Raw genomic sequence first — 21,118 nt, 5'->3', positions numbered from 1 at the left:
TTTATCGAGTCATAAAAACTTCGGAGTCCTGAATGAAATTGAAAAAAATGCATTGGGCGTTGGCCTGGTTAGGCCTGTCTTCCCTAAGTCTTCCTGTCTATGCTGAGGTGGTGATTAGCCAGATTTATGGCGGCCAGGGCAGTGTGTATAACCAGGACTTTGTTGAGTTATTCAATGCTGGTTCTGCCGCGGTGAATATCAATGGCTGGTCTGTGCAATATGGTAGTGCGACCGGTACCGGCAACTTCGCTGCCAATGGCGTGACCACACTGTCTGGCGTATTGCAACCTGGTCAATACTACCTGGTGGGCTTGCGCAGTGCCGCCAACGGCCTGGCATTGCCTACGCCTGATGTGGGCAACAACGCTACCGACATGAGCGGCACCAATGGCAAGGTGGTGCTGGTGAATAACAGCACTGGCCTGGCCTGTAACGGTGGTTCAGTGGTGTGTAGCCCGGCCCAGTTAGCACAGATTGTGGACCTGGTCGGCTATGGTACGGCTAACTTCTTTGAAGGCGCAGTGGCTTCGGCCATCAACAGCAGCACCGCTTTGTTACGTAAAAACAATGGCTGCCAGGATACTAACCAGAACGCCAGTGACTTTGTTACTGGCGCGCCTGCACCGCGTAATAGCAGCAGTGCAGTCAATGTGTGTGGCGGCGGCAGCGGCACCAATCAGCCGATTGTGACTTCTTGTCCGGCAGTGACTTTGCAAGTGGGCGAAGCTGGCTCGGTATTGCTGCAAGCGTCTGATGCTGACAGCATCGTGAATGCGGCAACCTTGTCAGCCTCTGCGCCAGCTGGCGTCACATTAAGCAACTTTGTCGCCGCGGGCAGTGATGGCCAGTCCGCCAGTGCGAGCTTGCAACTGGATGGCAGCTTGCCAGCAGGTAACTATGCGGTTGACGTGCAGTTTGCCAACAACGAAGCGCAAACGGCCACTTGCAGCGTGAGCATCAATGTACAAAGCAGCAGCATTACCCGTATTTTCCAGATTCAGGGCAGCGCCTTAGGCGTGGACTCAGTGAGTCCGCTCAATGGGCAGACCGTGACCACTGAAGGTGTCGTGACAGCGGTGTTCCCAGGTTTGAATGGTTTTTACATGCAAGATGTCAGCGGCGATGGCAATCCACAGACCTCTGACGGTATTTTTGTTTACCTGGGTTCGGGCGTGACACCGACGGTGAGCAAAGGCCAGAAAGTCCGCATGACCGCCAGCGTGACAGAATTCAACACTATCACCGAGCTGATCAATATCAGCGGCTTGCAAGTGTTGAGCAGCAACAATGTGATTCTGCCAACAGACATCACGCTGCCAGAAGTGACGGAAGGCGATCTCGAAGCGTATGAAGGCATGCTGGTGCGTATCACCACGCCAATGACCGCTTCACAGAATTACTTTCAAGGCCGTTATGGCCAGGTGACCTTGTCTGCCGAAGGCCGCATGATCAAGCCTAGCAATGTGTTCCCGGCGACGTCTGCGGCGGCGGCACAACTAGCGGATGACAATGCGCGCCGCCGTCTGGTGCTGGATGACGGCAGCAGTGTGCAAAACCCGAATCCGATTCCATTTATCGGCGAAGATAACACCTTGCGTGCGGGTGACGTCGTGGAAAACCTGACCGGGGTGATAGACCATGGCCTGATCACGGCGTCTAACCCAGGCCCGCGTGATTACAAACTGCACCCCACGGAGGCTGTGCAATTTACGCGTGAAAACCACCGTACTGCCGCACCTGCCAGCGTGCAGGGCAATCTCAAAGTTGCCAGCTTTAACGTGCTTAACTATTTCACCACCTTCACTAACGGCGCCACTGCCAGTGGTCAAAGCGGGCAGGGTTGCAGCCTGGGTGGCAGCGTGTCTGCGTCTAACTGCCGCGGTGCCAATAACCTGGTCGAGTTCAACCGCCAGCGTAACAAGATCATCCGTGCCTTGACGGCGATCAACGCCGATGTGGTGGGCTTGATGGAGATCCAGAACAATGGCACAGCTGCGGTGCAAAACTTGGTCGATGGTTTGAATGGCGTCTTAGGTGCCAATACCTATGCTGTGATTGCTGACCCGGTGACCGGCACTGGTACTGACGCGATCAAGGTGGCCATGATCTACAAACCGTCCAAACTGACCCCGACGGCTGCGGCACTGTCTGATAACGACAGTATCAATAACCGTCCAACCCTGGCGCAGACCTTTAAGGCGGCCAATGGCGAGAAGTTCTCGGTACTGGTTAACCACTTTAAATCCAAGAGCTGCTCGGATGCTGCAGGCGGTAACCAGGATCAGGGCGATGGCCAAGGCTGCTACAACCCGCAACGCCTGGCCCAGGCCAACCGTTTGTTGCAGTTCATCAATACGGTGCAAACGCAGTCAGGCGATAGCGATGTGGTGGTGATTGGCGACCTCAATGCGTATGGTAAAGAAGACCCTATCCTGACCCTGGCGGCGGGTGGTTTGCAAGACCAGATCGCCCGTTTTAACGGTGACACGGATTACTCCTACGTGTTTGATGGCGAAGCCGGTTACCTGGACCATGCCCTGGCGAGCAGCAGTATGGCCGCACAAGTGACAGGCACCTCGCACTGGCATATCAATGCGGATGAGCCGTTTGTGATTGATTACAACACCGAGTTCAAACCGCAAGACCTCTATAGCGATAGCCCTTACCGTTCTTCAGACCATGACCCGGTGATCGTCGGCGTGCAACTGGTGAAAACCATCAGCGGCAGCAGCCAGCGCGACACGCTGGTAGGCACCGTGGGTGACGATGTCATCACCGGTGGTGTGGGTGCAGACACTATCACCGGGCTGGCTGGGCATGACACCTTTGTCTACCAAAGCATGCGTGATGCGACTGACACCATCACTGACTTTACGCCAGGCGAAGATCAACTGGACATCGTTGAACTGCTGCAAAGCATAGGTTACACCGGTAGCCAGCCGTTTGCAGACGGTGTTGCACGCTGGGTAAGTGTTACAGGCGGTGTGCAATTGCAGATCGACACCGACGGCACTGCAGGGGCGGCGACTGCCAAACCGCTGGTGACCTTAAAAGGATTAGCCATGAATCAACTGGACGCCCACAGAGATGTGCGCTGGTAATTCAGTATCAATCATCAATCAATGTTTCAAATATCTAGTGAGAGGATAGTTTTATGAAAAAGATCAGTTTAATCGCCGCTTTGTTGTTGTCCAGCCAGGCCAACGCGGCCCTGAATGCCGGTGACATCATGTTCACTGCCTTTAACGCCGACGAAGATGGTTTGTCTTTTGTGACCTTTGTCGACATTGCCGCTAACACCACCATCTACTTCAGCGATAACGAGTGGACTGGCAGTGCATTCAATACTGGCGAAAGCTACAACCAGTGGGTTTCCGGCGATGTGGTTGCTGCTGGTACTGTGGTGCGTTTCTCCGCTTATGATAAAACCACGCTGTCAGCTTCTACCGGTGTGTTGTCCCGCGTGACCGTGGCTGGTAGCAGCAACTGGGGTATTTCTAACAGCAACGAAACTGTGTATGCCTACCTGGGCACCGGTGCAACAGCACCAACCACTTTCCTGTCTGCCATCACTAACGGCAAATTTGTGAATGATGGTTCTTTGACCAACACAGGTTTAACAGCAGGTGTTAATGCCATTGAATTAACCGCCAAAGCAGGCGCTTCCAGCGAGCCTGACTACGCTGAATATAACGGTGTGCGTGATGGCCTGAATAACTTTGCTGATTACAAAGCGCAAGTGGCAAACGTGAATAACTGGAACGTAGACACCGTGAATAACAGTGCCTCTGCCGCATTGGTGCCTAACACCACTGCCTTTACTGTCGCTGCGGTGACTCCAGTGCCAGAAGCTGACAGCGTAGGCATGTTGCTGGCTGGCTTGGGCGTATTGGCCCTGGTACGTCGTCGTCAATCACGTTAATCAATAAGCGTAATGCGTGCCGTGATGCGTCACGGCACGACATGGAGAATACAATGTTTAAACTGAAACAATTAACCGCTTGCGTGGCACTGGCATTGACTGCCGGTGCTGCCTGGGCTGAGGGTGTGACGGTGTTACACGTGGGCGACCAGGAAAGCTGGTTGCTGTCTGCACAAGGTAACCTGCGCGATAACGCTGGTCAGGCCATTTCTTTTTATGGTGGCATCGACCGCCTGGCGTCTGTGATTAAAAATGCAGAAACCGCAGCGACCAGCCAAGGCCGCACTGTACTGAAGTTGAATGCTGGTGATGCATTCTTGCCTGGCCCGCGTTTCACCGCCAGCCTGAACAATCTGGCCAATAGCTACACCGATGGCGGCCAGGATTTTTACGATGCGATTGCCTTGCGCCAAATCGGTTTTGACGCCATGGTGTTTGGTAACCACGAGTTTGACCTGGGCCCGCAAGTGGCGGCGCGTTTTGCCAAAGTATCCGGCAGCACCTATCTTTCCAGCAACCTGAATTTCAATGCTACGGCTGAATTCAGCGCACTGAAAGCCAGCGGTAAAGTGGCGCCTTCCAAAGTCATCACCACCACTGCAGGTCATAAAATCGGCCTGGTGGGTGCAACAACACCTTTGTTACCGAATATCTCCTCCCCGGGTGCCGTGAATGTGATTGGTTATGACGCAGGCAATACGGAAGCGCAAAACCTGCAAGCATTGATCCCGCTGATTCAGGCAGAAGTGAACCGTCTGCGCAGCGAACAAGGCGTGACGACCGTTATCCTGATGAGCCATTTGCAAAATGCGGCCAATGAAATCAGTGTCGTGGTGCCGGCGTTGACAGGCGTGGACCTGGTATTGTCCGGTGGTGGCCATGAGTTGATGGTGGACCCTGATGATGCGCTGATCAATGGTGGCGTGGCAGCGACTTATACGTCACATCCAGTAAATGCTGTCGATGCACACGGCCGTACCGTGCCGGTACTTACTAGTCATTTCGGCAACCGTTATGTCGGTCAGGTGAATTTTACTATTGATGATGCCAACGGCACTTTTGTCGGTATTGAGTCCAGCAAAATGATGCGTGTCAGCGGTGCGACGGCCGATGCAGACCGCGTGAATGGCGATGCGACGATTCAAACGCAAGTGATCACGCCAGTGCTTAACTACATTTCTGCATTGAACGCACAAATCATCGGCACCACGGCCGTGAAATTGAATGGCCCGACCCACACCACGTGTGCCGCGCTGCCTTGTACGTTTGTGGCAGGCGTACGTAACGCGGAAACTGGCCTGGGCAACCTGGTGGCTGACGCAATGCGCTTTGCTGGCAAAACCGAAGTAGCGATCCAGAATGGTGGCGGTATTCGTACCAATATCGCGACAGTGGGTAATGTGTCTATCGGCGATACCTTTAATGTGCTGCCATTTACCAACTTGGTCAAACGCGCACCAGAAGTCAATGCGACGCAGCTGAAAGACCTGCTGGAACACGGTTATGGCGATACCAGCCCGACCGGGCGTGCCAATGGCCGTTATCCGCAAATCTCGGGCATGCAAGTGGTGTATGACAGCCGTAACACCGCCAGAACCACGCAAGGCACGGGCAACCGTATTCAACGCGTGGTGCTGGATGATGGCACGGTGCTGATTGATAACGGTGTCGTTGTGAACAATAGCCGTACCTTCTCGTTCACCACGATAGACTTTACTGCCGCTGGTGGTGATGGCTTCCCGTTCGCCGCCAATGCCGTGGTGTTTGAAGATAGTCCGTTCACCATCACCTATCAGGAGGCACTGGCGAATTATATTCAATCGCCTAAAGCTGAAGGTGGCCTGGGTCGCTTGAGCAATGCAGATGGTGATGAAATCACCAGCAATATGTACGGCCTGGAAAATCAGTATGACAAAGGCGGCCGCCTGATTGACCTGGCCATTGCAACGACCACGCCTGGCGTGACGCGCACTGGTACAGCCAGCCGCGATGTGTTGGTGGGCACGGCCGGTGATGACATTATCAACGGTGGTCTGGGTGTGGATACGCTGACCGGTGGTGCTGGCAACGATGTGTTTGTGTATAGCAGCATGCGCGACGCTGGTGACACCATCACTGACTTCACGCCTTATGCCGACAAGTTACAGCTGACGGCTTTGCTGTCTTCCCTGGGGGTCTCTGCCAATACAGCACTCACTGGCGGTTACCTGCACTTAGTTGATGTAACGGGTGGCGTACAGGTGATGGTCGATACTGACGGTGCCGCAGGCCCGGCAGCCGCCAAATCATTAGTGACTCTCAAAGGCTTGACCGCGAAACAAGTGTCGCCAGCCAGAGATTTCATACTTTAATGTTTACTAAAGGAATTTTGCAATGAACACATTCATGAAAAAAATCACGCTAGTGGCCTTGTTGGCTGTGGTGATGCCCGCCCAGGCGGCCATTCAATCCCTGCAGTTTGCAGGCCAGGTCGAGTCAGGTTATTACAACGGCACCAGCTACCAGGGCCAGTTCAGCTTTGACGATGCTGGTTTGCTGGCCTCAGGCACTGAGCTGATCAATCTGAGTACTTTGAATTTCAACTTTGGTGGCAGCCTGTTTAACCTGGGTACACCAGCCTTGGCCGATGCCACGGCTGTGTTTCAGGACGGCGTGTTTACAGGTCTGGAGTGGTCTGTGGACTCAAACAGCCCAGCCATTGGTTTTAGCCTGATTGCCGGTTATGCCGATACTTCAGATGCTTTCTTTGCTTATGACACGGCGCTGGGCCTGTCTGGCACCGGTAGTCTGGCCTATGCTGCAGCAGTGCCAGAGCCGACACAATCCGGCCTGATCCTGGCTGGTTTGGGCCTGATTGGCTTGATCGCTGCCCGCCGCCAATCTTAAGACTATCCACGTGTGCAATGCACGACAAAGCCCGGTTCGCCGGGCTTTTTTGTTGCCTGTCATCCTGCCCAAAAAGTGTGTGTCAGAAATAAATAGTCCGACTAGTCCGATCTTAATTTGTCTGCAACATTCGCTCTATAGACTTGCTGCTCGAATTAACTCGTCAGCGAAGCTATGAAGAAAACACTTGGTTTATTGGTTGGATTATTAGGGCTCAGCCTGTCTACGACAGTCATGGCAGCATGGAATGCAGATTGGGCGACACAACAAAAAATTACGATAGAAACCGCCAATATTAAAGAGGCTGTGAATCAGGCACCGGTACTGGTACGCCTGCATTCTGGCAACTTTGATTTCACCGGTGCCAATGTTGATGGCGCTGACCTGCGTTTTATCGCTGTGGATGATAAAACAGAACTTAAATTCTCACTGGAAAAATACGACGCGGTGAATGAGCTGGCTGTGGCCTGGGTGGTGTTGCCGCAAGTGTCTGCCGCTAATAAAGAACTGGCGATCAGCTTATATACCGGTAACGAAAGTGCCAAGGCCGCCAGCGATGCACAAGCCTTGAATGACCCTGCCTTGCTGGCGCGGTTCGCTTTTTCAGACAATGCTTTGCTTAAAGATAGCGGCCCTAGCCAGCTGACTGCGAGTGGTAATGCAACGGTGCAAAAGGCCGGTCTGATTGCCGAAAGTGCCACACTGAACAATAGCCCGCTGACCATCACGTTGCCAGCAGCACCAGTGTTGGCCAATGGCAGCACCTGGTCTGTGTGGTTAAAACCGGCCAACCTGCCGCAAACCGCCGAGATTTTTAAAAGCGGTAACGTCACATTGAAACTCGACGGCAGTGCTTTGGCATTGCAAGCAGGTGCTGCCAGCACATCAGGCGGCGAGTTAAAAGCGGGTCAATGGCAACACATTGCGCTGGTGTTCCAGGGCGGCCAGGCCATGGTTTATGTCAATGGCCAAGTTGCGGGCCAGGTTGCTGCAAGCGATGCGCAGGCCGCTGCTGGCTTCACGCTGGGGCAAAATCTGAACGCAGAGGTGGACGAGTTACAACTGGCTGCTACTGCACGCAGTGCTAGCTGGCTGGCATTGGTGGCGCAATCACAAGGCGCGGATGCCAGCATGGTCAAAGTGGTGGCTGGCGACGCTGAAGAAGAAGGTGAAGGCGGCGAAGCCAACTACATGGGCATCCTGATCGACAGCCTGACCGTGGATGCCAAAGTGGTGATCGCGATCCTGGCGGTGATGTTCGCCATCAGTGTCTGGGTCATGGTGAGCAAAGCCCGTTTGGTGGTCCGTACGGATAAAGATAACGCCTTGTTCCTCAAGCGCTTCCAGCAGGCTTCTGCCAAGGATTTGCTAGACCTGGATAAAACCGGCACCTATGCCAACTCCAACCTGTTCGGTTTGTATAAAGCCGGTTTGCGTGAGATTAAAAAACGTGAACATGAAGGCAAAGTTGAATTGAGCGGCGCGTCGATTGATGCCATTAAGGCAGCCGTCGATGCCGACCAGGTACGTGAAACCCAACGCCTGAACAGCATGATGGTATTACTCACCATCGCGATTTCCGGTGGTCCTTTCCTCGGCCTGCTGGGTACCGTAGTCGGTGTGATGATCACCTTTGCTGCGATTGCAGCGGCGGGTGACGTTAACGTCAACGCGATTGCGCCGGGTATTGCGGCAGCGTTGCTGGCCACTGTGGCCGGTCTGGGTGTCGCGATTCCAGCCTTGTTTGGGTACAACTACCTGGCCAGCCGCGTCAAAAACATCACCATCGCCATGCAGATTTTTGTCGATGAATTCATTACTCGTACCGCCGAACTGTACGGTAAGGAATAAGGCAGCGAGATGTCAGAAGGCGTCAAAGAAGAGAACCAGCTCTACGATGAAATCAATATTACGCCCATGCTGGACCTGGCGTACGTATTGCTGGTGATTTTTATCATCATGACCACGGCCTCTGTGCAAGGCGTCAAAGTCGACATGCCACACACAGTGAACTCCGCCGCACTGGCTAAACCGCAAATGCGCGCGATCACGGTGACCAGTGACGGCAGTGTCTACCTGGATGCTTTCCCGGTGGATATGGCGCAACTGGAACAACGCCTGGCGGAATATAAAAGCAGTAATCCCGAGTTGCCGGTGGTGCTTAAAGGCGATGCTGCAGCGCATTATGAAAAGGTGTCTGAAGTGCTGGAAATCTGTAAGCGGCTGGACATTACCGAAGTCGGCCTGGTGACCAAGAAAGTGGTGGAGTAAACCATGCAGGTACAAAACGACGCCCAACCTTACGACACCATCAATATCACGCCGATGCTGGATTTAGCTTATGTGCTGCTGGTGATTTTTATCCTGATGACTACCGCTGGTGTGCAGGGTCTGACCATGAATCTGCCCAAGCCGTCCAATAAGCCGAGTACCGAAAAACACGATATCAAAATCGTGCAGGTGCAGCAGGGCGGCACGCTGACAATTAATGGGGTTGGTGTGAGCATGGCCGAGCTGGAAACCCAGCTCAACCAGGCCAAGGCTATGGACCCGAAATTCAACGTCATGATCAAAGGTCAGGCGCAAGCGCCTTATGCCGGGGTCATCGGCGTGATTGACCTGGTCAATCGACTGCAAATTGAAAATGTCGGCCTGGTGACCGGCAAGATCGGGACATAAGCATGGCATTGCATGAAATGGATGCCGTGGCAGAAGAAACCCCTGTCTCTGCCACGCGCTTATGGACGACACGCATTGTGATTGCATTACTGGTGCTGGCTGTGCTGGCAGGCATAGGCTATGGCATTAAAAAGTTATTGTCAGGTGGCCCTGCGCATAAAAAGCAAATCACCACGGTGAAGTTGTTGCCGGATACACCGCCGCCTCCGCCACCCCCACCGCCGAAAGAGCCCCCCAAGGAAACGCCGAAAGAACAGCCTAAGGAGGCCCCAAAAGAACCAGAGCCTAAACCGGTTGAAGCTCCACCTGCAGAGAACCTGAAGATGGAGGGTGCTGCTGGAGATGGACCAAGCCCTTTTGGGGCTGGTGCGGTGAACAACGAGTACAAAGGTGGCGATGTCACCACTGGCCCAAAAATTGGTGGCAAGAAAAATATGGCGGCATTCGCCTGGTTCACCAACAAGGTCGATGCGCAGATTAAAAAGGCGCTGGATGCTGAAAGTGGATTGAACAAGGTCAAGTATCAGGTCGATGTCAGGGTGTTCTTAAATGCGCAGGGAGATATTGATCATGCCGAACTGATTGATACCAGCGGCGATGCGGAAGTGGATGCCTTGATTCGCAAGGTGTTGAGCAGGATTCCGCCATTGAAAGAATCTGCGCCTGAGGATATGCCAAGAAAAGTCGTCGTACGCATGGCTTCAAAAAATATGTCTTAAAAATGCGACAGGCAACGCGGTAAACGCGCTTAGTAATTAGGGAAAGAGAATGAATATTAAAGCAAAAAACTGGATGATTCCTTTGGTGGTGGCCAGTCTGTTTGGTACACAATCAGCAAGTATAAGTGCGGGTGAACGCGAGTCACTGGAGGAAGTGCGGGCAACCACCATGAGTTTGATTGAGTTGCTGGTGCAAGAAGGCGTGCTGTCAAAACAAAAGGCGGATACCTTATTGCAACAGGCTCAACAAGCCAAACAGAAAGCCAAGGAAGAAGCCGAGACTTTAGCAGCGCAGAACACGCAGCCACTAGATCAGACGGTGGCTGGTCAGCCCAAGGCTATTCGTGTGCAATATGTGCCTGAGCATGTTAAAAATGAAATGCGTGCTGAAATTGAGCAAGAAGTCATGAAAAAGCTCAATTACAAGGCGGGAGAGCGACTGGGCATCCCTGAGTGGATAGACCGCATAGAGTGGACCGGTGCCCTGCGTTTACGTTATCAGCAGGATATGTTTAGCGATAGCAATGCCATTCCCGGCGCTTTGGCTAGTAGCGAAGTGCAGAATATGGTCGTTAATAACACGACTGAAGATCGCGAGCGTCAGCGTGTGCGTGCATTCTTTGGCGCGAATATCCATATTAACGACTGGCTGGACGGCGGTATCCGTTTCACCACGGGCATGTTGCAAACGCCAGTGACGCCTAACCAGACTGAGGGTTTTTCCCAGGGCAAATTTGTGTTCGGGCTGGACCGCGCTTTTCTTGAGGCTAAGCCGTATGACTGGCTGATATTGACAGGGGGGCGTTTTGCTAACCCATTTTTTACCGGCAACCAGGTGTTTGGCACTGATTTGCTCTGGGATCCTGACCTGGCATTTGATGGATTTGTGGCGCGGGCGAACCCGGCTATTAACAGACATTGGAAACTGTTCTCCTCCGTGGGCGCGTTTCCGATTGAAGAGGTGGAAAGCTCTAATACCAATAAGGCCGGTGACAAATGGTTATATGCGGCGCAGGGTGGCATTGAGTGGACAGCCAGCAATGACAGCAAAGTGAAGTTAGGCGTGGCTTACTACGATTTTAAAAATGTAGAAGGTGAGCGCAATCCACTTAACGATAGCCTGAAATATGCCGGCACCGTGCCGTTGTGGCGTCAGAAAGGCAATCATACATTTAGTATTAATGATGGCTCGACTAATGGTAATCGATGTAACGCTGGTGGTCTCTGCGGGCTGGCCTCTCAGTTTCAGTTGATTAACTTTACCGGTGAGGTGGATTTGGCTGTGTTTGATCCGGTACATGTCATCTTGCATGGCGCTTATGTGCAGAATATCGGCTTTGATCAGAAGGAAATTCAGCGCCGCACTGGCAACACCTACAAAAAAGAAAATGAGGGGTATGAGCTTGCATTGATGGTGGGTCATCCCATGATCAAGAAACTGCATGACTGGCAAATGTTTGGTGGCTATCGCCGTTTGGAAGCCGATGCCATGCTGGATGGTTTCACCGACTCTAACTTCCGTCTCGGTGGTACAGATGCCAAAGGCTTTTATGTGGGCGCGCAGTATGGTGTAGGCAAAAATGCCTGGTTATCCTCAAGATATGTCAGCGCAGACGAGATTTCTGGCCAGCCATTCTCGGTGGATACATTCTTTGTCGACTTTAATGGCAGATTCTAAAGGAATAGCATGAAAACCATGGTGTCACTCTTGCTGAGTGTTTGCTGCTTGAGCTTGTATGCAAACCACAGTATGGCCGCCGAAAAGCAGGACAAGGCAGCCAAGCGCGCGGCGATTTTAATGCAAAAGATGAAACAGGATCTGGAGACTGAGAAATCGGCGATGCAGAGCCAGTTTGAGCAAGAGAAAAAAGATTTGTCACAGGCTTTGGGCGAGGCGCAGAGTTCGCAGAAGGCGCATTCGGCCAAACTGCAGGGGCAGGTTAAACGTAATCAGCAGCTTACGTCTGATAACCAGAAGCTGAGCCAGGAGAAAACGGCGTTGTCAGCACAGGTGCAGCAATTGCAAGCGCAGCTAGCCGAGCAGACGCAATTGCTCGAAAAGACCGAGCAGCAACTAAAGGTGGCGAAAGCGGACCTGGATACCAATGACCAGCAACGTAAAGGCCTGGTGAATAAGGTGAGCGCAGAACACCAGCAACTGGTGGCCTGTGAAGAGAAAAACAGCCGCTTGTATAGTTATGGCCACGACCTGGTGAATTTGTACGCGGATGCGGGGGCTTATCAGCGCTTCTTGCGCGCAGAACCATTTTTCCAGCTCAAACGCGTAGAGCTGGAAAATATTTTACAGGGCAAGCAGACGCAGCTACTGGAAAATAAAGTTGATACAATAGCTGCGCCCTGAGCATTTTCGCCTGTGGCAGGCTTTTGAGGATCGGCTGGCATCATGACTGCGTTATTAAGCTCTTGGTTTACCCGGCATGAATGTGCCCGCATTTACCCGTTTGCCGGATTCATCCTGCTGTTGGCGGCAGAACCGTGGCTGGCCGCTGCCTTGACCTGGTTGGGCCTAGGCGCCGAACCAACCTATCTGCTGCGCAGTGTATGTGCCTTGTGGCTATTATTGTATTTCCGCCATGACTATCTCGAGCTGCGCGTCACGCCTACCTTTAACCAGGCCCTAGCCGCACTGTTGGCCGGTTGGCTGGTCTTCCTGCTGTGGATTGCGCCTTATCCAGCCTGGCTAGGCGGGCATGGTGCCAGCCCAGTCGTGGCGATGCCCACGCAAACTCATGCAGATATATTCTGGTTAATTTGTCGCTGGAGTGGCTCGGCGCTGGTGGTGCCCGTGATTGAAGAGCTGTTCTGGCGGTCTTATGTCATGCGACGGCTGGATAGTGCTGACTTTATGTCGGTTGCGCCTGCTACTGTGACGGCTTATGCAATTGCAGTAAGTAGCGTATTATTTGCAGTGGAACATCAACTCTGGTTAGCCGGGTTGTTGGCAGGACTGGTATATGCCTGGTTATACCGTCAATTCCAGGTGCTCTGGGTGTCAATACTTGCCCACGTGACGACCAATGCCGTGCTCGGGTTATGGGTGGTGTATGGCGGTCACTGGCAATATTGGTAACAAGAGTGTGTTAGCATGTGTTTTGCAAATGTTGCCTATAAGGACTAAAGTGAGGCCTGAGAGGGGCCGTAATTAGTTTGGCGACTTGTCGCAACAGAACACAAAAAATACCAAATATTAAAGGGTGATGATGAAAAAAATCGCATTAATCGTGCCAGCACTGATGCTGGCCATGGCCGGGTGTAGTAAACATGACGATGCTGCCAAAGCAGGCTCGCAAGTCGTTGCCAAAGTGAATGGCAGCGAAATTACTGTACACCAATTAAATTTTGCCTTGTCCAAACTGGGCAAGCTGGATCAGTCACAAGTCAAGGCTGCTTCTGAAAAAGTATTGCAACAAATGGTTGACCTGGAGTTGCTCAAGCAGAAGTCTGTGGATGAAAAGCTGGACCGTGATCCAAATGTATTGCAAGTATTGGAAGCGACCAAGCAGCAGGTATTGGCACAAGCCTATATGCAAAAGCTGGCGGCCAAACAAGCGACGCCTTCCGCTGATGACATCAAGAAGTTTTACGATACGCATCCTGAATTGTTCAGTGAGCGTAACGTCTATGTGATCCAGGAATTTGCCGTGAAAGACGGTACGGAGCATGCCAGCGAGATTGAAGCTGGTATTGGTGCTGCCAAAACAGCAGATGATCTGGCCAAGTGGTTAAAAGACAATAACTACATTTTCAGTGCCAATGCCAGCCGTAAAGCGGCCGAGCAATTGCCTTTAGAGTTGCTGAAAAAACTGAACACCTTGAAAGCGGGCGATACGCTGGTCGTGAAAAGCCCACAAGCCCTGGTATTGCTGTTTTTGGCCAAAGTTGACCGTCAACCGGTGGACCTGGAAAAAGCCAAACCAGTGATTCAGCAGTTCCTGGTGAACTCTAATCAGCAAACAGTGATCAAGAATGAAGTGTCTGCCTTGCGTAAAGAAGCTAAAGTAGAGTTCTACGGTGACTTCTCCAAACTGACCCTGGATAGCAATGCGACAACTGCACCGGCAGTGCCAGCCGCACCTGCTGAGGCTAAGCCAGAGTCAGCGGTGGCTGCCCCTGTGTCTGAAACCACTGAGCAGCCTGCGCATCATAATCAAGCGATTGAAAAAGGCCTGTCAGGCTTGTAATCAGCCGCTGACCTCGTTAAAAACCCCGGTAATGCCGGGGTTTTTTATTGAACAACGCTATTCATTTAAACACGTTGCTTTCTGCGCCAGCTAAGCCAGCCTGCCCATAACAATAAGGCTGGCAGGCCAAATTGAAAGCCATTAAATAATAAGATTAGCCAAGTCTGTTTGGCAGGCAGCGCAATCACGCTGTCTCGCAATGGCGTGACAGCTAAACTCACACTGGGCTGGTTATTGACCACCCATTGCAGGCTTTGCATGCTCAGTGCCAGATTGCCGCCGCGCTCTAACTGGCTATTGGTGAAAAACTGGCGACTGCCAATGATCAGAATGCGTTGCCGGTCACCAGTCGCCAAGTTTTTTTCCAGGGCCAGCATGACGGTGGCTGGGCCTTGGATATCCGTCTCAGGATGAAACACCGGTAGTGTTGTCGACTGCCCAGGGCGGTAACGTGTGCTGGCCCAGCCATGTTCTGCCGCGGCCACCAGCGGCAGCGTACGCCATGTGTCATTCGGTTGTCGCAGGCGCTGGATGGCATGCGCTTCATCAAAAAAGGTGCGTAGGGCAAAGTCTTGCGTGGGGCCTTGTGCGGCATAGTGCTGTGTACTTAAGGCATGCAGCGGAATATCAAACTGGCGATTGGCTGGATCTATGACCATGCCTGGGCTGATATTGAGGCCTAACCCTTCAGCTAGCGCTTGCAGGCCTTGTGTTTGTGCCGAGTCCACCAGCCAAACCAGGTTGCCGCCCTGAGCAAGGTGTGCCTGGATGGTGGCTGCCTGGGCTGGTGTGTAAGCACGGGTAGCCCCGGCCAGGACCAGGGTCGGCAATGGTTTGTCCTTGCTCGCTACCGTGGTCAGCGCGGTGTTTGCCAATACCTGTAACCCGGCCGCTTGCATGGCCTGGGCCAATTGGCTGCCGCCACTGGCAGAGGTATTGTCCAGTGCGGTTTCACCCTGTCCGCTGGCAAATAATAGGGGCGCGCGTTCACCATGCTGTAATTGTAGCAATACATTGGTAAACGCTTCTTCGGTGTATGGCAAATACATGCGCTTTTCCTGGCTGCGATAGCGGATGATCATTTCGCCTTCTTTTTTGATCTGCTGCTCGCGTGCCAGGGTCGGTGCCGTGGCTGGGTCAATAAATTGCACACGTAAGTTTGCATGCAGGTATTGATAACGCTGTAGCAACGAGGTGATGGACTTTCTGAAGTAACGTCCTTTGTAAGGGCTATTGCTGCAAAACGCGGTGATTTCAATGGTGCCTGGTAAGTGTTGCAACACTTGGATGCTGGCCGCAGACAAGGTATTGCGGTGATTATGCGTGGTATCGACCATGATATGGCATTGCCAGGCAAGCGCGCCTAGTGACAGCGTGAGCAGCAGTAAGGCAGGCACCGCCAGGCGGTGTTGCCACCAGTGAGCCGTTAAGGCGAAAGAGAGGCGTGATGCCGCGTTGGATTTAGCCATAGAGTCGGTCAGCATCTAAGCGACGAATAGAAAGCAGGATGAAAAACACGGTAAACAGCACAAAAAACATCACGTCGTAACTATTGAGCATGCCCAGGGAGAATTGGCGGTAATGCTGCATTAGTGACAGGTCATGAAACAGCGCCTGGCGGTCGTCACTAAAAAACTTGTCCAGCAGCAGGCAGATGCTTAGCGCTGTCAGACTACAAAAAGCCGCCAATATCGGCTGTGCTGTCAGGCAGGACACATAGAGTCCCAGTGCGCTACTGGCCACCACTAGCAACCATAGCCCCAAGGCATGCGTCAGCAGGTAAGGCAGGTCGATTTCGGCCCAGGGCAACAGCATGGCGATCATGAGCAGCATGCTCAAAATCAGCAGGCTCAGGTAAATGACAATGCCCAGCAGCTTGCCCAGAATCAGTTCACCCATGCTTAATGGTGCGCTCATCAGCAAAGCCATGGTCTGGTTTTTGCGCTCTTCACTGATCAGCTTCATGGTGACCAGGGGCACGACAAACAGCATCAACACTGCGGCGACGCCAAACACGCCTTCTGCCATAAACTGGGTAATGCCTATACGTTGCACCTGCCATTGCGCACTGTGCATGATTTCAAAGTATTGGTTAAAGCTCAGGCTGTAATAAGTGCCGACAATGGCCTGGACAATCGCCAGGATCAGCCAGCCCATAGGGGTGGCAAACAGGCTGCGCAGTTCTTTGCGGGCAATGATGGCAATCATAATAAACTTCGCCGTTACAGGCCTTTGATGATGCCGAAGCGTACGGCGATGTGGACCACCTGGCCGGTGGTTTCCACGCCCAGTTTTTGCCGCACGCTGGTCTGGATATTGGCCACGGTTTTATAGCCGATATGCATGCCTTTGGCGATGGCTGCCAGCGCCTCACCCTGGGCAATGCGGCGAAAGACTTCAAATTCGCGTGGCGATAGTTTCTGGATCGGGTTTTCCTGGCTTTCCAAGTGATACATGGACAAACTTTGCGCCAGCTCGTTATTGATATAGCGCCCACCCTTGAGAATTTTTTGTACGGCTTCCAGCACCACTTCTGGCGGTTCGGTTTTCGTCACGTAACCGCGTGCACCGGCCTGGATGGCGCGCGTGGCGTAAATACAGTCATCGTGCATGCTGAATATGAGCACGCGCATCTGCGGTTTGCGATGCAAAATGCGCTTCAGGGTTTCCAGGCCACCGATGCCCGGCATATCCAGGTCCAGAATCAGCAGGTCAGGGTGATTCTTTTCTACCAGCAGGCAGGCCTCTTCACCACTCAACGCATCTGCCGAGACTTGATGGTTGGCTTGTTCCAGCATGGTGCGCAAGCCTTGCCTGAGCATGGCATGGTCGTCGGCGATCATTACTTTTGCCATGGGTCTACGTGCGCCTTATTTTTTATTGGCAAAGGTGATGTTCACGCATTTGTCGTTGGCAAAGGTGAGCTCAGCGGTATTAAAAAATTTGTTTGGCGCATATTGAATCTTGCCGCGGTAATACCACATTTCGATCTGTTCGCCAGCGCCAGGGGCTGCTTGTTGCTGTTGCTGCAAAATCTGGTCTGCATTATGTGGTTTTACTGCCATTTCTTTTTTGACCGGTTTGCCCAGTTGTTCCTCTACAAACTGGCGCGACTGGCCACTATAGGCCTGCAAAAAAGGTTGTTCTTCCGTGAGCAGGTCTTTTGCAGACAAAGTTAGAGGCATCATCAGTGCCATCAGGCTGAGTAATTTAAAGGGTTGCATCGTTGTTTACTCCCGGGTTAGACGATAAGGGATGCAGCAGAGGGTGTCTGCTTGCTGGTGTTAAGTGGCAGCAGGCCGGTAATCAGGGTGCCTGCCTGCAAGCCGCTCATGAGTTTGAAACTGCCTTGCAGTGACTCGATACGCTCGCGCATACCGACCAGGCCGACGCCTTCGGTCGCTTGTGTGGTGTCCATGCCTTTGCCGTTATCACGGATTTCAATTTGCAGCAGGGATTTGTCCTGGCGCTTGATGATATGGATATCTATCCATACTTCACTGGCCTGGGCGTGGCGGGCAATGTTGGTGAGTGCCTCTTGCACCACCCTGAAGGCGACGATATTGGTGTCTTCGTTCAATGTCTGTTCGCTGGTGTCCAGCGCCAGATGGCAATCGACAGCCGGATTGAGTTTTTTCCAGTCATTCACCAGGCGCTCCACCGCGCCAATCAGGCCAAGTGAGTCCAGCGCTGGTGGCCGCAAGTGCTTAATCAACGCACGTATGGATTGCTGCACATGCTGGGTGTTGGAGGCGATTCTGACCGCAATCACATGTGCCTGATCGGGGTCGCTTTTTTGCAGGGTCAGCGCATCCATGCGGATGGCCGTCAAATATTGGCCGGTTTCATCATGAATCTCGCTGGCAATATATTTGCGTTCTTGCTCTTGCATCTGCATGGCGTGCCGTGCCAGCACACGATTCTCTTTCAAGGTGCGTTCCAAGTCGAGCTCCACCAGGCATTGCTCGGTCATGTCGACCAGGTAGCCGTGGATTTGTGCCGGCTTGCGTTCCGCTGATGGCACATACACAAAGCGCGCACCCACATAGCAAGGCAGGCTATCTGGCCGCCGGATTTGCAGCTTGTTGAAATTGAGTTCCTGGTGGTATTGCAGCTGCGACACAAAGGTTGGCCAATCAAATGAAAACAGTGCGCAGGCACTTTTATCATCATCTAGTGGGCGGCAGATGCGGTCAAAGGCGCGATTGTGCATGCCAATATTACCGTCAATATCCAGCACCACATTGCCGGTCAGGTCGCCATCGAACAAGGTTTTATACAGTTGCTGGCTGCTGCTTAGTTGGGCTTCTGTGCGTTTTCTGTGCTGGATTTCGGCATGAATTTCCCGCATGCGGCGCTGGCTGAACCAGACGCTCAATAACACAAATACAAACAAGGTAAGCGGGACCTCATCCAGCTGCGCATATTCATAGGTCAGTAACCAGGCGTTGACGTGCTCGGCCAGGTCAAACTCTGATGAACAGACAAACGTCAGCACCACGCCCGTCATCACAATGAGCGTGTCCTGACTGGCACGGCTGAGTTTGCCGAGTTTGTGTAGAGCAGCAATGACTGGCATAGATCGTTGATAAGAATGCATGACTGAGTGACCAAACGCTGTGAAGTTACATCGCGACAGCCAACTTGCTCCCGCCTAGTGTGAACCTGCGCCACTATAGACCACATCATGCGCCAGTACCCCGTGAAAGATTCCCGTTGTTGGCTGGTTTAAGTGGATGAATTCTTGAATCCATCAAAGGGAATCTTTCATCTATTGCCGATGTTACAAATTATTAACAATTTCGGTCGTGCACTGAGGCATTCGGGGGGATGCCTACGACACCACGTAAAACGCATTCTCAAAAGATTAGGAGATCCTATGAAAGTAACAACATCTCGTGCCATTCTGGGCGCGTTAGTCGGGGGCTTGTTTGCAAGTGTTTCCGGCTTGGCTCTGGCAGATGCAGACTTGGACAAGGCGGTGAATACTGCTGGTGCCTGGCCAATTGCAACGGGCGGCTACTACAGTCAGCACAACAGCCCGTTGGCGCAAATCAACAAGTCCAACGTTAAAAATGTCAAAGCAGCGTGGTCATTTTCCACTGGTGTATTGAATGGTCACGAAGGTGCGCCATTGGTCATTGGTGACATGATGTACATCCACTCTGCGTTCCCAAACAACACTTACGCTTTGAATCTGAACGATCCAGGCAAAATTGTTTGGCAACACAAACCTAAGCAGGACGCTTCAACCAAAGCAGTGATGTGCTGTGACGTGGTTGACCGTGGTCTGGCTTATGGTGCTGGCCAAATCGTGAAGAAACAAGCCAATGGTCATTTGCTGGCATTGGATGCTAAAACCGGCAAGATCAACTGGGAAGTGGAAGTCTGTGACCCTAAAGTGGGTTCAACACTGACACAAGCGCCTTTCGTGGCTAAAGACACGGTATTGATGGGTTGCTCAGGTGCCGAGCTGGGTGTACGTGGTGCGGTCAATGCCTTCGACCTAAAAACCGGTGAGTTGAAATGGCGTGCATTCGCGACAGGTTCTGATGAGTCAGTTCGTCTGGGCAAAGACTTCAACAAAGACAATCCACATTACGGTCAATTCGGCCTGGGTACGAAAACCTGGGAAGGCGATGCCTGGAAAATTGGTGGCGGTACCAACTGGGGTTGGTATGCCTACGATCCTAAATTGAACCTGTTCTACTACGGTTCAGGCAACCCGGCACCATGGAACGAGACCATGCGTCCTGGCGACAACAAGTGGACCATGACTATTTGGGGTCGTGACCTGGACACTGGTATGGCTAGATGGGGTTACCAAAAGACGCCTCACGATGAGTGGGACTTCGCTGGTGTGAACCAGATGGTGCTGACTGACCAGCCGGTGAACGGCAAAATGACGCCGCTGCTGAGCCATATCGACCGTAACGGTATCTTGTACACACTGAATCGCGAAAACGGCAACCTGATCGTTGCTGAAAAAGTGGATCCAGCTGTCAACGTGTTCAAAAAGGTTGATCTGAAAACAGGTACACCAGTACGTGATCCTGAATTCGCAACCCGTATGGACCACAAAGGGACCAACATTTGTCCATCAGCGATGGGTTTCCACAATCAGGGTGTTGACTCTTACGATCCGGAAAGCCGTACTTTGTACGCTGGTCTGAACCACATTTGTATGGATTGGGAGCCGTTCATGCTGCCATACCGTGCAGGTCAGTTCTTCGTCGGTGCCACATTGGCGATGTACCCTGGTCCGAATGGCCCAACCAAGAAAGAAATGGGTCAGATCCGTGCATTTGACTTGACCACTGGTAAAGCCAAATGGACCAAGTGGGAGAAATTCGCGGCTTGGGGCGGTACTTTGTACACCAAAGGCGGTCTGGTTTGGTACGCAACACTTGATGGTTACCTGAAGGCTTTGGATAACAAAGACGGTAAAGAGTTGTGGAACTTCAAGATGCCATCCGGTGGTATCGGATCTCCTATGACTTACTCCTTCAAAGGCAAACAATACGTTGGCAGCATGTACGGTGTTGGTGGCTGGCCAGGTGTTGGTCTGGTGTTTGACCTGACAGACCCAAGTGCTGGTTTGGGTGCGGTTGGTGCGTTCAAAGAACTGCAAAACCACACACAAATGGGCGGTGGCCTGATGGTATTTAGCCTGTAATCGATACAGTAAACCTGTTGATGTAGTGTGCAGG

General features: G+C 52.5%; 18 protein-coding genes. 13 read left to right on the top strand and 5 right to left on the bottom strand.

Going from position 1 to position 21,118, the window contains the following annotated elements:
• Window positions 1-32 precede the first annotated feature (32 nt).
• The 12 genes from ACIDE9_RS05215 (at window position 33) to ACIDE9_RS05160 (ending at window position 14,408) form a co-directional block, all read left to right on the top strand.
• Complete coding sequence (locus ACIDE9_RS05215; RefSeq protein WP_411993254.1) at window positions 33-3,101, top strand: ExeM/NucH family extracellular endonuclease; 3,069 nt, start codon at window positions 33-35, stop codon at window positions 3,099-3,101.
• A 53-nt stretch (window positions 3,102-3,154) separates the two neighbouring features.
• Window positions 3,155-3,922, top strand: a complete 768-nt coding sequence (locus tag ACIDE9_RS05210) for a PEP-CTERM sorting domain-containing protein (protein ID WP_411993252.1) — start codon at window positions 3,155-3,157, stop codon at window positions 3,920-3,922.
• Window positions 3,923-3,975: 53 nt separating this feature from the next.
• Window positions 3,976-6,273 (top strand): 5'-nucleotidase C-terminal domain-containing protein, encoded by a 2,298-nt coding sequence (locus ACIDE9_RS05205; RefSeq protein WP_411993250.1) that lies wholly within the window; start codon window positions 3,976-3,978, stop codon window positions 6,271-6,273.
• A gap of 22 nt (window positions 6,274-6,295) precedes the next feature.
• Window positions 6,296-6,808: a PEP-CTERM sorting domain-containing protein gene (locus ACIDE9_RS05200; protein WP_194753954.1), complete on the top strand. Its 513-nt coding sequence runs from the start codon at window positions 6,296-6,298 to the stop codon at window positions 6,806-6,808.
• A 174-nt stretch (window positions 6,809-6,982) separates the two neighbouring features.
• Window positions 6,983-8,659 carry a DUF2341 domain-containing protein gene (locus ACIDE9_RS05195; protein WP_411993248.1) on the top strand — a complete coding sequence of 559 codons (1,677 nt, stop codon included), beginning with the start codon at window positions 6,983-6,985 and terminating at the stop codon, window positions 8,657-8,659.
• A 9-nt stretch (window positions 8,660-8,668) separates the two neighbouring features.
• Window positions 8,669-9,079: an ExbD/TolR family protein gene (locus tag ACIDE9_RS05190; RefSeq protein WP_019883051.1), complete on the top strand. Its 411-nt coding sequence runs from the start codon at window positions 8,669-8,671 to the stop codon at window positions 9,077-9,079.
• Between the two features lie 3 nt (window positions 9,080-9,082).
• On the top strand, window positions 9,083-9,487 hold the full coding sequence (locus ACIDE9_RS05185) for an ExbD/TolR family protein (RefSeq protein ID WP_019883050.1): 405 nt from the start codon (window positions 9,083-9,085) through the stop codon (window positions 9,485-9,487).
• A gap of 2 nt (window positions 9,488-9,489) precedes the next feature.
• Window positions 9,490-10,206 (top strand): TonB C-terminal domain-containing protein, encoded by a 717-nt coding sequence (locus ACIDE9_RS05180; protein WP_411993245.1) that lies wholly within the window; start codon window positions 9,490-9,492, stop codon window positions 10,204-10,206.
• Window positions 10,207-10,255: 49 nt separating this feature from the next.
• Window positions 10,256-11,884, top strand: a complete 1,629-nt coding sequence (locus tag ACIDE9_RS05175; RefSeq protein WP_411993243.1) for a putative porin — start codon at window positions 10,256-10,258, stop codon at window positions 11,882-11,884.
• 9 nt (window positions 11,885-11,893) lie between these two features.
• Window positions 11,894-12,568: a hypothetical protein gene (locus ACIDE9_RS05170; protein WP_411993241.1), complete on the top strand. Its 675-nt coding sequence runs from the start codon at window positions 11,894-11,896 to the stop codon at window positions 12,566-12,568.
• A 42-nt stretch (window positions 12,569-12,610) separates the two neighbouring features.
• Complete coding sequence (locus ACIDE9_RS05165; protein WP_411993239.1) at window positions 12,611-13,297, top strand: CAAX prenyl protease-related protein; 687 nt, start codon at window positions 12,611-12,613, stop codon at window positions 13,295-13,297.
• Between the two features lie 127 nt (window positions 13,298-13,424).
• Window positions 13,425-14,408, top strand: a complete 984-nt coding sequence (locus tag ACIDE9_RS05160) for an EpsD family peptidyl-prolyl cis-trans isomerase (protein WP_411993237.1) — start codon at window positions 13,425-13,427, stop codon at window positions 14,406-14,408.
• Between the two features lie 65 nt (window positions 14,409-14,473).
• Here the strand turns inward: ACIDE9_RS05160 and ACIDE9_RS05155 are convergent, their stop codons facing one another.
• Genes ACIDE9_RS05155 through ACIDE9_RS05135 form a run of 5 tightly spaced genes read right to left on the bottom strand, consistent with a single transcriptional unit; the run spans window position 14,474 to window position 18,987 of the window.
• Entirely contained in the window at window positions 14,474-15,877 is a 1,404-nt protein-coding gene (locus tag ACIDE9_RS05155; RefSeq protein WP_411993235.1) for a DUF4350 domain-containing protein, read from the bottom strand.
• On the bottom strand, window positions 15,870-16,616 hold the full coding sequence (locus tag ACIDE9_RS05150; protein WP_411993233.1) for an ABC transporter permease: 747 nt from the start codon (window positions 16,614-16,616) through the stop codon (window positions 15,870-15,872). Before ACIDE9_RS05150 ends, ACIDE9_RS05155 begins: the two co-directional genes overlap by 8 nt.
• Window positions 16,617-16,630: 14 nt before the next feature.
• Window positions 16,631-17,263, bottom strand: coding sequence for a response regulator transcription factor (locus ACIDE9_RS05145; RefSeq protein ID WP_019915176.1), 633 nt, complete (start codon window positions 17,261-17,263; stop codon window positions 16,631-16,633).
• 15 nt (window positions 17,264-17,278) lie between these two features.
• Entirely contained in the window at window positions 17,279-17,632 is a 354-nt protein-coding gene (locus ACIDE9_RS05140) for a hypothetical protein (protein WP_411993230.1), read from the bottom strand.
• A 17-nt stretch (window positions 17,633-17,649) separates the two neighbouring features.
• The gene (locus ACIDE9_RS05135) at window positions 17,650-18,987 is read right to left on the bottom strand and encodes a histidine kinase (RefSeq protein ID WP_411993228.1); all 1,338 of its coding nucleotides are present in this window, start codon (window positions 18,985-18,987) and stop codon (window positions 17,650-17,652) included.
• Between the two features lie 300 nt (window positions 18,988-19,287).
• On the opposite strand from ACIDE9_RS05135, the gene ACIDE9_RS05130 reads away from it, so the two are divergent.
• Window positions 19,288-21,084: a methanol/ethanol family PQQ-dependent dehydrogenase gene (locus ACIDE9_RS05130; RefSeq protein ID WP_194753964.1), complete on the top strand. Its 1,797-nt coding sequence runs from the start codon at window positions 19,288-19,290 to the stop codon at window positions 21,082-21,084.
• The last annotated feature ends 34 nt before the right edge of the window (window positions 21,085-21,118 follow it).

Origin of the sequence: Methylophilus sp. 'Pure River' (assembly GCF_046765995.1) — a bacterium.
In the GTDB taxonomy this organism is placed as follows: Bacteria; Pseudomonadota; Gammaproteobacteria; order Burkholderiales; family Methylophilaceae; genus Methylophilus.
Note: the sequence above shows the minus strand (reverse complement) of the source record. Positions and strands in the feature narration are given on the sequence as shown.

Excerpts from the sequence above, each read along its gene's own strand:
- ACIDE9_RS05215 (WP_411993254.1), top strand. The coding sequence starts at position 33 with ATGAAATTGAAAAAAATGCATTGGGCGTTGGCCTGGTTAGGCCTGTCT.
- ACIDE9_RS05210 (WP_411993252.1), top strand. The coding sequence starts at position 3,155 with ATGAAAAAGATCAGTTTAATCGCCGCTTTGTTGTTGTCCAGCCAGGCC.
- ACIDE9_RS05205 (WP_411993250.1), top strand. The coding sequence starts at position 3,976 with ATGTTTAAACTGAAACAATTAACCGCTTGCGTGGCACTGGCATTGACT.
- ACIDE9_RS05200 (WP_194753954.1), top strand. The coding sequence starts at position 6,296 with ATGAACACATTCATGAAAAAAATCACGCTAGTGGCCTTGTTGGCTGTG.
- ACIDE9_RS05195 (WP_411993248.1), top strand. The coding sequence starts at position 6,983 with ATGAAGAAAACACTTGGTTTATTGGTTGGATTATTAGGGCTCAGCCTG.
- ACIDE9_RS05190 (WP_019883051.1), top strand. The coding sequence starts at position 8,669 with ATGTCAGAAGGCGTCAAAGAAGAGAACCAGCTCTACGATGAAATCAAT.
- ACIDE9_RS05185 (WP_019883050.1), top strand. The coding sequence starts at position 9,083 with ATGCAGGTACAAAACGACGCCCAACCTTACGACACCATCAATATCACG.
- ACIDE9_RS05180 (WP_411993245.1), top strand. The coding sequence starts at position 9,490 with ATGGCATTGCATGAAATGGATGCCGTGGCAGAAGAAACCCCTGTCTCT.
- ACIDE9_RS05175 (WP_411993243.1), top strand. The coding sequence starts at position 10,256 with ATGAATATTAAAGCAAAAAACTGGATGATTCCTTTGGTGGTGGCCAGT.
- ACIDE9_RS05170 (WP_411993241.1), top strand. The coding sequence starts at position 11,894 with ATGAAAACCATGGTGTCACTCTTGCTGAGTGTTTGCTGCTTGAGCTTG.
- ACIDE9_RS05165 (WP_411993239.1), top strand. The coding sequence starts at position 12,611 with ATGACTGCGTTATTAAGCTCTTGGTTTACCCGGCATGAATGTGCCCGC.
- ACIDE9_RS05160 (WP_411993237.1), top strand. The coding sequence starts at position 13,425 with ATGATGAAAAAAATCGCATTAATCGTGCCAGCACTGATGCTGGCCATG.
- ACIDE9_RS05155 (WP_411993235.1), bottom strand. The coding sequence starts at position 15,877 with ATGGCTAAATCCAACGCGGCATCACGCCTCTCTTTCGCCTTAACGGCT.
- ACIDE9_RS05150 (WP_411993233.1), bottom strand. The coding sequence starts at position 16,616 with ATGATTGCCATCATTGCCCGCAAAGAACTGCGCAGCCTGTTTGCCACC.
- ACIDE9_RS05145 (WP_019915176.1), bottom strand. The coding sequence starts at position 17,263 with ATGGCAAAAGTAATGATCGCCGACGACCATGCCATGCTCAGGCAAGGC.
- ACIDE9_RS05140 (WP_411993230.1), bottom strand. The coding sequence starts at position 17,632 with ATGCAACCCTTTAAATTACTCAGCCTGATGGCACTGATGATGCCTCTA.
- ACIDE9_RS05135 (WP_411993228.1), bottom strand. The coding sequence starts at position 18,987 with ATGCCAGTCATTGCTGCTCTACACAAACTCGGCAAACTCAGCCGTGCC.
- ACIDE9_RS05130 (WP_194753964.1), top strand. The coding sequence starts at position 19,288 with ATGAAAGTAACAACATCTCGTGCCATTCTGGGCGCGTTAGTCGGGGGC.